General features: G+C 72.4%; 12 protein-coding genes. 7 read left to right on the top strand and 5 right to left on the bottom strand.

All coding sequences use genetic code 11. From position 1 onward, the window contains the following. Positions 1–11 precede the first annotated feature (11 nt). Positions 12–1,133, top strand: coding sequence for a MerR family transcriptional regulator (locus tag ACFYT9_RS06005; protein WP_389161216.1), 1,122 nt, complete (start codon positions 12–14; stop codon positions 1,131–1,133). Between the two features lie 32 nt (positions 1,134–1,165). On the opposite strand, the gene ACFYT9_RS06000 is transcribed toward ACFYT9_RS06005, so the two are convergent. Beyond that, positions 1,166–2,236: a saccharopine dehydrogenase family protein gene (locus ACFYT9_RS06000; protein WP_389161214.1), complete on the bottom strand. Its 1,071-nt coding sequence runs from the start codon at positions 2,234–2,236 to the stop codon at positions 1,166–1,168. 125 nt (positions 2,237–2,361) lie between these two features. Between ACFYT9_RS06000 and ACFYT9_RS05995 the strand changes: the two genes are divergently transcribed. Beyond that, positions 2,362–3,321, top strand: a complete 960-nt coding sequence (locus tag ACFYT9_RS05995) for a helix-turn-helix domain-containing protein (RefSeq protein WP_387276892.1) — start codon at positions 2,362–2,364, stop codon at positions 3,319–3,321. A gap of 106 nt (positions 3,322–3,427) precedes the next feature. On the opposite strand, the gene ACFYT9_RS05990 is transcribed toward ACFYT9_RS05995, so the two are convergent. Then, on the bottom strand, positions 3,428–5,482 hold the full coding sequence (locus tag ACFYT9_RS05990) for a phosphocholine-specific phospholipase C (protein WP_389161213.1): 2,055 nt from the start codon (positions 5,480–5,482) through the stop codon (positions 3,428–3,430). A 468-nt stretch (positions 5,483–5,950) separates the two neighbouring features. On the opposite strand from ACFYT9_RS05990, the gene ACFYT9_RS05985 reads away from it, so the two are divergent. The 3 genes from ACFYT9_RS05985 to ACFYT9_RS05975 all read left to right on the top strand — a co-directional run bounded on the left by ACFYT9_RS05985 (position 5,951) and on the right by ACFYT9_RS05975 (position 10,110). Further along, positions 5,951–8,290 carry an FdhF/YdeP family oxidoreductase gene (locus ACFYT9_RS05985; protein ID WP_389161211.1) on the top strand — a complete coding sequence of 780 codons (2,340 nt, stop codon included), beginning with the start codon at positions 5,951–5,953 and terminating at the stop codon, positions 8,288–8,290. Then, positions 8,278–9,108, top strand: a complete 831-nt coding sequence (gene fdhD / locus ACFYT9_RS05980; protein ID WP_389161209.1) for a formate dehydrogenase accessory sulfurtransferase FdhD — start codon at positions 8,278–8,280, stop codon at positions 9,106–9,108. Before ACFYT9_RS05985 ends, fdhD begins: the two co-directional genes overlap by 13 nt. 66 nt (positions 9,109–9,174) lie before the next feature. Further along, positions 9,175–10,110: a LysR family transcriptional regulator gene (locus ACFYT9_RS05975; protein WP_389161208.1), complete on the top strand. Its 936-nt coding sequence runs from the start codon at positions 9,175–9,177 to the stop codon at positions 10,108–10,110. A gap of 18 nt (positions 10,111–10,128) precedes the next feature. On the opposite strand, the gene ACFYT9_RS05970 is transcribed toward ACFYT9_RS05975, so the two are convergent. From ACFYT9_RS05970 to ACFYT9_RS05960, 3 genes are all read right to left on the bottom strand, one after another. Next, the gene (locus tag ACFYT9_RS05970) at positions 10,129–10,467 is read right to left on the bottom strand and encodes a thioredoxin family protein (RefSeq protein WP_376598116.1); all 339 of its coding nucleotides are present in this window, start codon (positions 10,465–10,467) and stop codon (positions 10,129–10,131) included. Further along, a complete protein-coding gene (locus ACFYT9_RS05965; RefSeq protein ID WP_387276904.1) occupies positions 10,439–10,864 on the bottom strand; it encodes an ArsR/SmtB family transcription factor in 426 nt (141 codons plus the stop codon). Before ACFYT9_RS05965 ends, ACFYT9_RS05970 begins: the two co-directional genes overlap by 29 nt. A 200-nt stretch (positions 10,865–11,064) precedes the next feature. Continuing rightward, positions 11,065–11,439 carry a hypothetical protein gene (locus ACFYT9_RS05960; RefSeq protein ID WP_376598120.1) on the bottom strand — a complete coding sequence of 125 codons (375 nt, stop codon included), beginning with the start codon at positions 11,437–11,439 and terminating at the stop codon, positions 11,065–11,067. A 130-nt stretch (positions 11,440–11,569) separates the two neighbouring features. Here ACFYT9_RS05960 and ACFYT9_RS05955 point away from each other — a divergent pair, with 130 nt between their 5' ends. Continuing rightward, entirely contained in the window at positions 11,570–12,244 is a 675-nt protein-coding gene (locus ACFYT9_RS05955) for a methyltransferase domain-containing protein (protein ID WP_389161205.1), read from the top strand. Positions 12,245–12,328: 84 nt separating this feature from the next. Further along, positions 12,329–13,096: a macro domain-containing protein gene (locus ACFYT9_RS05950; RefSeq protein WP_389161204.1), complete on the top strand. Its 768-nt coding sequence runs from the start codon at positions 12,329–12,331 to the stop codon at positions 13,094–13,096. Positions 13,097–13,152 lie beyond the last annotated feature (56 nt).

Raw genomic sequence — 13,152 nt, 5'->3', positions numbered from 1 at the left:
AGGACCTGGGTGTGCTGATCGGTGAGGTGGCGCGGCGCTCCGGCGTCAGCGCCCGCATGCTCCGGCACTACGAGTCGCTGGGTCTGGTGCGGCCCTCGGGCCGCACCGGCTCCGGCTACCGGGAGTACCGGGACGAGGACATCCGGCGGATCTTCCACATCGAGAGCCTCCGCTCGCTGGGGCTCTCGCTGCGGGAGATCGGCCGCGCGCTCGACGACCCCGGCTTCACCCCCGCGCAGCTGGTCGGCGACCTCATGGACCAGACCCGCGCCCGTATCGCGGCCGAGACCGAACTGCTCACCCGCCTCCGCCGGATCGACGCCGCCGAGCCCGCCAGCTGGGACGACGCCCTCCAGGTCGTCGCGCTCCTCCAGGCGCTCGGTTCGGCCAGCAAGGACATCCGGCAGCGGGCCGCCCTGTCGTCGGCCGACGAGGTCCCCGTACCGGTGGAGGCGCTGGTCGAGGCCGCGCTCGGCGAGAAGGAGACCAACGTCGCCGGCGCCCTCCGCTGGGCGCTGGTCCGCTCCGGAGAAGGCGGCCCGGCGCTCCTGGCCCGCGCCCTCGCCTCGCCGTCGCCGGAGGTGCGCGAGCGGGCCGTCCGTACCCTCGCCGTGCTCCCCGGCGATGAGGCCACCGACCGGCTCCGAGACGCCCTCGACCACTCCGACCCGGTGGTACGCGGCCGGGCGGCCCTGGCCCTCGGCACCCGCGGCGCGGCCGAGGCGATCCCGGAGCTCGTCGCGATGGTCGTGGACGGCAGGAACGACACCGACGCGGCCGACGCACTCGCCACCCTGGCCACCGGCCACTCCGGCGCCGTCGACGATGCCACCGGAGACTCCGGTGCCGCCGGCGACGCCACCGGCGACCCCGGTGCCTCCGACGAACCCACCGACCGCTCCCGTACGGTCGGCGGCACCGCCACGGAAACGGCGGACGCCCTCGCGGCCCGGCTCGTCGCCCGTCTCGCCGATCCCGCGACCACGCCCGCGTCCCGGGGCCGCCTCACCCAGGCCCTCGCCGACATCCCCGGTCCCGTCGCCTCCCGAGCCCTGGCCGACCTGGCCGAGGACGACGATCGTGCCGTCTCCCTGACCGCCACCTACCTGCGCCACCTCAGGGACACCCGCTGACCCGGTCCGGTCCGCCGCGCGCGGGGGGTGCGTCACACCCCCGCCGGCGCGGTCGCCGCGGCGCTCTCCTCCCCCTTCTCCCAGGTGACGTGGCCGGCCGCGGCGAGGGAGTCCAGGAAGTCCGCCGCGTCGAAGAGCTCGCCCGCGGAGGCGACACCCGTCGTGCGGGTGCGGCCGGTGAGGATACGGTGCACCGCCTCGACCGCGAGGGGCGCCGTCACGGCGTAGATGTCCCGGCCGGTGGCGACGGCACGCCGTTCCGTACCGCCGGAGCGCACCACGACGTCCACCAGGAAGGTCTGCGCGGACCGGCCGCTCTCGTCGACCGCCGTCGGGGCCGGGGTGTCCGCGCCCGTGACCCCGCCCGCCGCCTCCGTGGACATGTAGGTGCGCACGGTCGGGACGGAGAGGTGGCTCGGGATGGTCACGACGTCGGCCATCGTGAACTCGCCGACGACGGACCGCGGTCCCATCGGCTCGGGGAACGGCCACGTCAGGGTCGGCAGCGCGTCGGAGTGGTACTCCAGCCGTCCGTCCGCGTAGCGGACCCTGCGACCGCCGCGCCGCTCCGCCGACACCTTCCCGGCCAGCCGCGTCCCCTCCGTGGGCTGCCAGCCGCTGAGCCCGTACGCGATGTGCGCCTCGTCCGCGGTCGAGCGGCCGTCCAGCGCGGCCGTGGCCAGCAGGTCGCCGAGGCCGCCGTAGAAGGCCATCGCGGGCAGGACCACCGCGCCCGCCGCCCTCGCCCGGTCCGCGAACCGCGTGAACGTGTCGGCGTTGGCCTCGATCTCGGCCGCCACGTCGACGTACGGGATCCCGGCCCGCAGCGCCGCCTCGATCACCGGTGCGGCGGTCGTCGCGAACGGCCCCGCGGCGTTGACGACCGCGCCGGCACCGGCCAGCGCCCGGTCGAGCGCCGCCGGATCGTCGACCGCCGCCGGTCGCACGGCGAGGCCGGGGTACTCCTCCGCCAGTGCCTCCAACTTCTTCTGGTCGCGCCCGGCCAGGACCGGGACGAACCCGCGCTCCCGCAGATGCGCCACCACGAACCGGCCCGTGTGGCCGTAGGCGCCGTACACCGTCACCGTCTGTCCCGCTGCCATGAGGTCTCTCCGTTTCCTGGGCTTCGTCGTGCTGTGCCCTTGTCCGTATCGGCTGCGACCATCCTGGAATGGTTGAACGCGCAACCGTGAGTGTCGGAAACGACGGGCCCCGTACACTTTCGGACATGACCTCCGTCGCCCTGGCCGTCACCGACGGCATGCTGCACTTCGAACTGGGGGTCGCCCACGAGGTGTTCGGCTCCGCCCCCGACGCGGTGACTGTCCCCTGGTACGACCTGACGGTCTGCGGACCCGGCCCCGTCCCCCTCGGGCCGTTCCTCCTCGCACCGGACCACGGACTCGACCGGCTCCGGGACGCCGACACCGTGATCGTCCCCGGCTGGGCCGACGTCGACGCCGATCCGCCCGCCGAACTGGTCGACGCGGTGCGCGCGGCCCACGCGGCGGGCGCCCGGATCGTCTCCCTCTGCACGGGCGCCTTCGTGCTCGCCTCGGCCGGGCTGCTGGACGGCCGGCGGGCCACCACCCACTGGGCCCACACCGACGTACTGGCCGCCCGCCACCCCGCGGTGGAGGTGGACCCGGACGTCCTCTACGTGGACGAGGGCAGCGTCCTCACCTCCGCGGGCAAGGCCGCCGCGCTCGACCTGTGCCTGCACGTGGTCCGTCTCGACCACGGCTCCGCGGTCGCCAACACTGTCGCCCGCAGGCTCGTCGTGCCGCCGCACCGCTCGGGCGGCCAGGCGCAGTTCGTCACCGCGCCGGTGCCGGACCAGGACGACCGTCCGCTGACCGCCCTGTTCCCCTGGATCGTCGAACGCCTCGACCGTCCGCTGACCGTGGAGGACCTCGCCCGCCGGGCCGGCATGAGCTCGCGCCAGCTGACCCGCCAGTTCCGGGCGGCGACCGGCACAACCCCGTTGCAGTGGCTGCTGGCCCAGCGGATCCGCCGCGCCCAGGAACTCCTGGAGCGAACCGACGACGGCGTCGACGCCATCGCCACGGCCACCGGCATGGGCACCGCCACCACCCTGCGCCGGCACTTCAACCGGACGCTGGGGGTGCCGCCGGACAGCTACCGCCGCACCTTCCGCACCCGGCCGGGCGCCGTCGCGCCGGAGTGACCTCGGGCGCCGGGGCGCGGGAGTGACCTCGGGCGCCATGACGCCGGGGCGACTCCGGGCGCCGTGACGCGTGAGCGACCCGGCCACGGCGCCCGTGGACCCGGCGTCAGTAGGTGAGGATCCCCGGGTCCGTCACTCCCTCCGCGCCCGTCTCCACGTGTCCGGCCAGGCGGCGGACGTAGTCGGCGTGCGCGGCCGAGGTGACGGTGAGGTCGTACCACCGGCCGGAGGCCGTGAGGGGCACCGTGTGCGTGACCGTCGCCCCCCGGGCCACCGTCAGCGTCCGAGGCCCGCCCGCGTAGACGTGGGTGAGGGTCACCGTCGTCGTCGGTCCGGCGTTGGTGAAGGTGAGGTCGAGGGCGCCGGTGGCGGCGTTGTGGCGGGCCGTGACCTCGGGGACGGCCGTCTTGCCGGGGGAGCGGAAGCGGCGCAGGAAGCCGTTCGGGCCGTGCACGGTGAGGTCGGTGGTGCCGCCGGAGTACCTCGTGTTCCAGGTGTCCGCGATCGACTTGCCCGCCTCCGCCGTGTACGTCCAGGGGGCGTCCGTGCGGTTCGCCGAGGTCACGTGGAACTGGGCGCCCGCGGACGGCCCGCCGCTGAACGCGAGGCGGAAGGTGCCGGCCGCGGTGTCGGCGGAGCCGTCCACGTACGGGGCGTACTTCAGCGGGCGGGTGGGCTTGGAGCCGCGCTCCTGGCGGGGCATCGTCCCGACGGCGGGGGCGGTGGCCGGGAAGTCGGGGTGCCGGTCGCGGTCCGGCGGGTAGTAGCCGCTGGTGGGCGGCAGCGCGACCGGCCGGGTCTGCGCGCGGGTGAAGTCGAAGGCCGAGGTCAGATCGCCGCAGACGGCCCGCCGCCAGGGCGAGATCTGCGGCTCCTGGACGCCGAAGCGGCGCTCGATGAAGCGGATCACCGAGGTGTGGTCGAAGGTCTCGGAACAGGTGTAGCCGCCGGTGGACCAGGGCGAGACGACGAGCATCGGGACGCGCGGCCCGAGGCCGTAGGGCCCGGCGACGTACCCGGTCTTCCCGGGGAAGTGGTCCAGCGCGGTGGGGGTCGTCGACAGGCCCTGCGCCGCCGAGGCGGGGACGTACGGCGGGACGACGTGGTCGAAGAAACCGTCGTTCTCGTCGTACGTGATGAAGAGCGCCGTGCGCGCCCACACGTCGGGGTTGGACGTCAGCGCGTCGAGGACCTGCGCGATGTACCAGGCGCCGTAGTTGGACGGCCAGTTGGAGTGCTCGGAGAACGCCTCGGGCGCCGCGATCCAGGAGACCTGCGGCAGCCGCCCCGCCTGCACGTCGGCGCGCAGCCGGTCGAAGTAGCCCTCGCCCGCCTTGGCGTTCGTGCCCGTGCGGGCCTTGTCGTAGAGGGGGTTGCCGGGCTGGGCGTTGCGGTAGGTGTTGAAGTAGAGCAGCGAGTTGTCGCCGTAGTTGCCGCGGTACGCGTCGTTGATCCAGCCCCAGTGGCCGGCGGCGTCCAGGCCGTCGCCGATGTCCTGGTAGACCCGCCAGGAGACCCCGGCCGCCTCCAGGCGCTCGGGGTACGTCTTCCAGCCGTAGCCGGCCTCGGCGTTGTTGAGGACCGGGCCGCCGCCCGTGCCGTCGTTGCCGGTGTGGCCCGACCACAGGTAGTAGCGGTTCGGGTCGGTGGAGCCGATGAACGAACAGTGGTAGGCGTCGCAGATCGTGAACGCGTCGGCCAGGGCGTAGTGGAAGGGGATGTCGTCCCGGGTCAGGTACGCCATCGTCGCCTTGGTCTTGGCGGGTATCCAGTTGTCGTACCTGCCCTTGTTGAACGCCTTCTGGCCGCCGGCCCAGTCGTGGTTGAGCCCCTGGAGGAACTCCATCCCGAGCTTGGCGCTCTCCGGCCGGAAGGGCAGCGTCACCTTCGAGCCGTCGGACTGGTTCCACACGGACTTCCCGCTGGGCAGCGTGACCGGCCGGGGGTCGCCGAATCCGCGGACGCCCTTCATCGCCCCGAAGTAGTGGTCGAAGGAACGGTTCTCCTGCATCAGGACGACGATGTGCTCGACGTCCTGGAGCGTGCCGGTGGCCCCCTGCGCGGGGATGGCGGCGGCTCGGGCGATGGACTCGGACAGTGCGCTGAACGCGACGGCACCACCGGCGAGCTGAAGGAACCTGCGGCGATCGAGGTCGGCCATGGGGGAGTGGTCCTCCTGGACTGGAGCGGATGCGACGGGCTGACAGGACAGGGCGCCGAGCGGACCGGCGGGCGGAACACCGGCCGAGGCCCGGCGCCGAGCGCCCCAAGAAGAGCGCCCGAGAGCCACCGCTCCACGACCGTCCCGTGACTTCCCGCTGTACACCCGGAAAAATCCCCCGCTCACGATCAGTTCTCGCGCGGTGAGGAGCCGTCCCCGGGCTGACGAGCGCCTTGAGGGAACGCCGTCCGGGAATTCGACGAGCGGACCTTCGCCGAGCGGGAATCCGACGGGCTGATCGGATCGGTCGATCGCGCTCGTCCTCGCAGGTCAGAGCGGTCCCGAGGCGGATGATCGGCCGCACCTCTCAGGTCATCGGAGGCCCCTCTTTGACGCCGCCTCCGGATCGTCGCGAAGCTGAATTCCGCGCGTGTCCGCGCACCTATCCCGAAATGAGGCGTACGCGAGATGAGCCGCAGTATCGAGGACCCGGTCGACGACCTCAAGGTCACGCCGCCCAAGACGTGGGCGACCGGGCTGCCCGCGGTGGCGCACGCGCTGGAGTACTCCCTGGGGCAGACCTCGCCGCGTCGCACCGCGCTGACCCTGCTCAACATCAACCAGGCCGAGGGCATCGACTGCCCGGGCTGCGCCTGGCCGGAGCCCGCGCCGGGCAAGCGGCACCGGAACGAGTACTGCGAGAACGGCGCCAAGCACATCAACGACGAGGCCACCTCGCGCCGCGTCACCCGCGACTTCTTCCGCGCGCACTCGATAGCCGAGCTCGACGGCATGTCCGACTACTGGCTCAACCAGCAGGGCCGGCTCACCGAGCCGATGGTCAAGAGGCCGGGCGCCACCCACTACGAGCAGATCGGCTGGGACGAGGCACTCGGTCTGCTCGCCGACGAGCTCACGGCACTGGACTCGCCCGACGAGGCCCTCTTCTACGTCTCGGGGCGCCTGGGCAACGAGGCCGCCTTCCTTCTCCAGCTCCTCGCCCGTGCCTACGGCACCAACAACCTCCCGGACTGCTCCAACATGTGCCACGAGTCCAGCGGCTACGGCCTCGGCGAGACGCTCGGCATCGGCAAGGGCAGCGTCTCCCTGGACGACATCCACGGCTCCGACCTGATCCTCGTCGTCGGACAGAACCCGGGCACGAACCACCCCCGGATGCTGTCGGCCCTGGAGGAGACCAAACGCAACGGCGGACAGGTCGTCGCCGTCAACACGCTCCCCGAGGCCGGCCTCATGCGCTTCAAGCACCCGCAGAAGGCGCGCGGCATCCTCGGCCGCGGCACCCCCCTCGCCGACCAGTTCCTGCACATCCGCGCCGGCGGCGACCTCGCCCTCTTCCAGGCGCTCAACCGGCTGCTCCTGGAGGCCGAGGACGCCGCGCCCGGCACCGTACTCGACCACGACTTCATCCGTACCCACAGCATCGGCTTCGAGGAGTTCGCCGAACACGCCCGCAAGGTCTCCTGGGACGACGTCCTCGCCGCGACCGGCCTCTCCCGCGACGCGATCGACGAGCTGTTCGCCCGGGTCCTGAAGGCCCGCAGCGTCATCGTCTGCTGGGCGATGGGCGTCACCCAGCACAAGCACGGCGTGCCCACCATCCGCGAGATCGTCAACTTCCTCATGGCCCGCGGCAACATCGGCCGCCCCGGCGCCGGCGTCTGCCCGGTGCGCGGCCACAGCAACGTCCAGGGCGACCGCACCATGGGCGTCTGGGAGCGGATGCCCCCGTCCTTCCTCGACGCCCTCGGCCGCGAGTTCGGCTTCACCCCGCCCGCCCACCACGGCCTGGACGCCGTGCACGGCATCCGCGCCATGCACGAGGGCCGGGCCAAGGTCTTCCTCGGCGTCGCAGGGAACTTCGTACGGGCCACACCCGACAGCGCCGTCACGGAGGAGGCGATGCGCCGCTGCCGGCTCACCGCCCACGTCTCCACCAAGCTCAACCGCTCCCACACGGTCTGCGGCGACACCGCCCTCATCCTGCCCACCCTCGGGCGCAGCGACCGTGACATCCAGGCCGGCGGCGAGCAGTTCGTCACCGTCGAGGACTCGATGAGCGACGTCCACGCCTCCCGGGGCAAGCTGCCGCCCGCCTCCCCGCACCTCCTCAGCGAGGTCGCGATCGTCAGCCGGCTCGCCCGCCGCACCCTCGGCACCACCCCGGACATCCCCTGGGAGGAGTTCGAGGCCGACTACGGAACCGTCCGCGACCGGATAGCCCGCGTCGTCCCCGGCTTCGAGGACTTCAACGCCCGGGTCGCCGTGCCCGGCGGCTTCCACCTGCCCAACCCGGTCAACGAAGGGGTCTTCCCCACCCCGAGCGGCAAGGCCGTCTTCACCCGCAACGACTTCACCATGCCCGACATCCCCCCGGGGCACCTGCTCCTCCAGACCCTCCGCTCGCACGATCAGTGGAACACCGTCTGGTACGCGCCGAACGACCGCTACCGCGGCATCCACGACGCCCGCCGGGTCGTCATGGTCAACCCCGACGACCTCACCGAGCTGGGCCTCGCCGACCGCGACCTCGTCGATCTTGTGAGCGTCTGGCACGACGGCAGGGAGCGCCGCGCGGAGGGCTTCCGGATCGTCGCCTACCCGGCCAGCCGGGGCTCCGCGGCGGCGTACTACCCCGAGACGAACGTCCTCGTCCCGCTGGACAGCGTCGCCGACATCAGCAACTGCCCCACCTCCAAGGGCGTCCTCATCCGCCTGGAACCGGCCCCCGAGCGCGCCGGAGCGACGGCCGCCGGACCGCGGGGAGGGACGCCGTGGGACGCGTGACCACCAGGCGGCGGGTCCTGCGGGTCCGGGACGGAGGCCCCTCGCACCGCGCCGACACCCTCGCCGTCGAGGAACCGATGGAGATCCGGGTCGGCGGACGCCCGCTCAGCGTGACGATGCGGACGCCCGGCGACGACTTCGACCTCGCGGCCGGATTCCTCGCCGGCGAGGGGGTGGTGCACACCGCCGCCGACGTGACCGGAATCCGCTACTGCGCCGGGGCCACCTCGGACGGGGGGAACACCTACAACGTGGTGGACGTCGGACTCGCCCCGGGCGTGCCCGCCCCCGACGCCACGCTGGAGCGGAACTTCTCCATCACCTCCTCCTGCGGCCTGTGCGGCAAGGCCGGCCTCGACGCCGTCCGCACGACCGCCCGGTGGTCCGTGGCGGAGGACCCCCTCCGTGTCGGCACCGCGCTCCTCACCGGGCTGCCGGACAAGCTGCGGGCGGCCCAGCGGGTCTTCGACGCCACCGGAGGGCTGCACGCGGCCGGCCTCTTCGGCCCCGGCGGAGAACTGCTGTGCCTGCGCGAGGACGTCGGCCGGCACAACGCCGTCGACAAGGTCGTCGGCCACGCCCTGCGCTCCGGCATGCTCCCCCTGCGCGGCACCGTGCTGATGGTGAGCGGCCGCGCCTCCTTCGAACTCGTACAGAAGGCGGTCATGGCCGGCATCCCGATGCTGGCCGCCGTCTCCGCACCGTCCTCGCTCGCCGTGGACCTCGCCGCGGAGAGCGGACTGACCCTGGTCGGCTTCCTGCGGGGCGCCTCGATGAACGTCTACACGGGCGAAGATCGGATCACCCCCGAGCCGTGAGGAGGTGCGCGGACCGACACGACGGCAGTGTTGGCGTTCCGACCGGCGTTCGGATAAACCCGAGGAGTGCTGTTCCGCCAACTCGAGTACCTGGTCGCCCTCGCCCGTGAGCGCCACTTCGCCCGCGCCGCGCAGGCCTGCTACGTCTCCCAGCCCGCCCTGTCCGAAGCGATCCGGAAACTGGAGGACGAGCTCGACGTATCGCTGGTGCGGCGCGGCCGCACCTACGAGGGCCTGACCCCGGAGGGCGAGCGGATCGTCGTCTGGGCGCAGCGCATCCTGGCCGACCGCGACTCGCTGAAGAGCGAGGTGGACGCCCTGCGCACCGGGCTCAGCGGCCGGCTCCGGATCGGCGCGATCCCGACCGCCTCGGGCGCGGTCGCCCAGCTGACCGGCCCCTTCTGCGCCCTGCACCCGCTCGTCACCGTCGAGGTGAGAGCGGATCTGCGGTCCGAGGACATCCTGCGGCAGCTCCAGAACTTCGAGATCGACGCCGGAGTGACGTATCTGCGCCGCTTCCGGGAGGGCTTCCGGACGGTCCCCCTGTACGAGGAGCGGTACGTGCTCCTCACCGACGACTCCTACGCCGACGGCCTCGGCCGGCGCTCCGAGGCCACCTGGGCGGAGGCGTCCCGGCTGCCGCTCTGCCTCCTGAACGAGGCCATGCAGGGGCGGCAGGTGCTCCAGGAGGTGTTCGCCGAGGAAGGGCTGCGCCCGTCGCCCCGGGTCGAGACCGACTCGGTGGCCGCGCTCTTCGCCCACGTCCGCACGGGCCGCTGGGCCACCATCGTGCCCTCCGCCTGGCTGAACGTCTTCGGCGTGCCGAGCGGCATGCGGGCGGTGCCGATGGCCGGCCCCTCCCGGTCCGTCCCCGTCGGCCTGGTGACCCTCGCGCGCGACCCGGGCCCGGTCATGGCCCGTGCCCTGATGGACCTCGCCCGCACCGCCGACGTGGCCGCCGCCTTCACCCGTCTGTCGGGTGCCGCCGCGCCGGCGAGCTGACCGGGTCCCGCGGCCCGCTCACAGGTGGGGGTCGACGAGCTCCCGCAGTGCGCCGAGGGACATCGGTCCCGTGCCGCGGGCGACGGCCGTCCCGTCCTTCAGGAGGACGTACGACGGGGCGCCGGCGACCTCGTGCCGCTTGGTGGCGTCCGGGCAGCGCGTGATGTCGGTGCGGACGACCGTCAGGCCGCCCGCGTACGCGTCGGCGAGCTCGCCCACGACGACATCCATCGCCCGGCAGGGCTCGATCGCCTTGGGCCACGTGCCGATGAAGTACGCGAGGACGGGGACTCCGCTCATCCGGAGGATGAAATCGAATTCCGCGTCCTCACGGGGCTGGTGCACCCGCAGTGCCATGCACGCTCCTGACCTCGTCGTCCGTCGTTGCGACCCCATCATCTCCCACCGGGTGCGGGACGGCCGCGCCGTCGGCGTGACGGAGCTCCTCCAGGAGCTCGCGCTGGCCGACGAGCAGCTCGGTGAGGATGCGCCGGGCGGCCTTCAGGAGGTCCGCCACGTCACCGCCGGCCAGGGCGTAGCTGACGGTCGCGCCGTCGCGGATGGAGATGACGATGCCCGACCTGCGCAGCACCGCGAGCTGCTGCGAGAGGTTGGACGGTTCCACCTCGATGTCCTTCAGGAGCTCGCGTACGGGAAGGGGGCCGTTCTGGAGCAGTTCGAGCACCCGGATCCGGACGGGGTGCCCGAGCATGCGGAAGAACTCCGCCTTGGCCTGGTACAGCGGCACCTGCATGCGACGACAACTCCCCCCGGATCGACCTGCCCGGACAATATCGGCCCGACCTGCCCAATCCTTGATCATCCTCGATCGACGGACGGCGGCCATTCTCCCGCGTCCCGGCTCCCGCGCGCCCTCGACTGATCACTTTCAGATGTGCCGACTTGAAGATTTCTTCAAGTAGTAGGCGCGCGGAGCCGGGAATCGGGACGAGGTTACAGCTCCAGCTCCGCCTCGATGCGCTTGAGCTGGTGCCTGGCCATCGCGAGGTTGGCCCTGCCCTTGTCCAGGACTATGTAGAGGAACAGGCCGTTGGCACCCCGGCTCTTGAGCAGCCGGATGAGGTGGTACTGGCTGCCGAGGGTGATCAGCATGTCCTCGATGCCGTCGTCGATGCCCAGCATGTCCATGGTCCGCAGCTTGGCCCGGACCACGTCGGTGTTGCCGGCCGCCGCGACGGTCAGGTCGAGGTCCTTGCCCCCGCCCAGCGTGCCCAGCGCCATGCCGCTCGTGTAGTCGACCAGCGCGGCCCCCACACTGCCCTCGATCGAGGTCATGGCCTCCTTGAGAGACGTCTCCACACTCGCCATCCGTACTGCTCCCTTGGTCGTTGATCACGGACGTCCTCCACTAGACACCAAGTGTGCGGGGAGCGGGGTGCTTTCGCCGGAAGAGATGTCCCTGGCACATGACATCCGGCCACTGTCCTATCGTGTGCCGATGAACGCACACCCCATCGACCGCCCGGCCGACCTCGACGAGGTACGCGAGTCCTACGACCGGGTGGCCGACAACTACGCCCGGATGATGCAGACGGACGGCATGGGCGACATCCGCGTCCACCCCTGGCTCAAGGCGTCGATCGACGCCTTCGCCGACAGCGTCGGCGCCCTCGGCCCCGTCCTCGACGTCGGCTGCGGGCCGGGCACCGTCACCGGCTACCTCGCCGAGCGCGGCCTCGACGTGTCCGGGGTGGACCTCTCGCCCCGGATGATCGAGAACGCGCGCCGGCTGTACCCGGAGTGCCGCTTCGAGGTCGCGTCCGCCACCGAACTCGCCCTCGGCGAGGAGTCCCTCGGCGGTGTGCTCGGCTGGTGGTCGCTCTTCAACCTCCCCCGGGACGTGCTTCCGCAGGTCCTCGCCTCCTTCACGCGGGCGCTGAAGCCCGGCGGACACTTCATCACCGCCACCCACGTCGGGGACGGCGACCTGATCCGCACCGAGGCGTACGGGGGCGTGCGGGTGCGCTGGACGACGCACCGCTGGCGGCCGGAGGAACTGGTGGAGCTGGTCGAGCAGGCCGGGCTGCGCCCCGTGGCCGAACTGCGGCTGCCGCCGGACGAGTCGACGGGGCCGGGCGTGGTCGTCATGGCCAGGAAGCCCGACCGAGCCTGAGGCGAGCTTGTGAACAGGGCCGTTGTCAGTGGTGCCCACTAGGTTCGGAGGTGTTGCAGGAGATCGTTCCGACAGGGGGATTCGATGACACACGGCCATGTGGGCACCGCGCTGCGGGTGGTACTGACGGATGTCAGCGCGGGGGTGGTGGAGGCGTGGCGGGCGGCCTTCGCCGACGTGCCCGGCATCGAGATCCGGCGGGGTTCGATCCTCGACGAGGACGTGGACGCCTGGGTCACGCCGACCAACTCCGCGGGGCGGATGGACGGCGGCGTCGACGCGGCGATCAAGCGCCACCTGGGGGCCGGGATCCAGCTCCGCGTGAAGCAGGCGATCCGTGACCGGTTCGCCGGGACCATGCCGGTCGGCAGCGCCGTGTGCGTCCCCTCGGGGGCGACCGTGCCGCGCTTCGTCATCTCGACCCCGACGATGGTCGCCTCCTCGCAGAACGTGAGCGAGACGCTGAACGTCGCCATGGCTTGCGCGGCGGCCTTCCAGGCGGTGCACCGGCAGAACCGGAAGGCGCCGGGCAGCATCCGGTCGGTGGCGCTCGTGGGGATGGGCGCCCGCACCGGCCGCGTACCGGCCCGGGTCTGCGCCAACCTGATGTGGACCGGCTACACCCTGTTCCACGACCACTGGTTCGAGGACGACGACGAGCTGCGCGCCACCATCACCGCCCAGCTCGCGGGCATCGAGCAGCGGCCGCACACGACGCGGGTGCGGATCACGCCGCCCGAAGGGGCTGCTGCCAAAGGAGGGTCTGCCAAAGGAGCAGCAGCCAAAGGAGCCGCTGCCGGTGGAGGGTTCGCCAAAGGAGCCGCTGCCAAAGGGTGTTCCCACTGCGCCTGAGCAGGCCGGACCGGTCGCGGGTGCCACGGGGGCCGGGGACCCGGCCGTAGGCACCG

The sequence above is a fragment of the Streptomyces sp. NPDC004435 genome (assembly GCF_042873895.1).
In the GTDB taxonomy this organism is placed as follows: Bacteria; Actinomycetota; Actinomycetes; order Streptomycetales; family Streptomycetaceae; genus Streptomyces.
The sequence above is the reverse complement of the archived record's forward strand: the minus strand, read 5'-3'. Positions and strand labels throughout refer to the sequence as shown.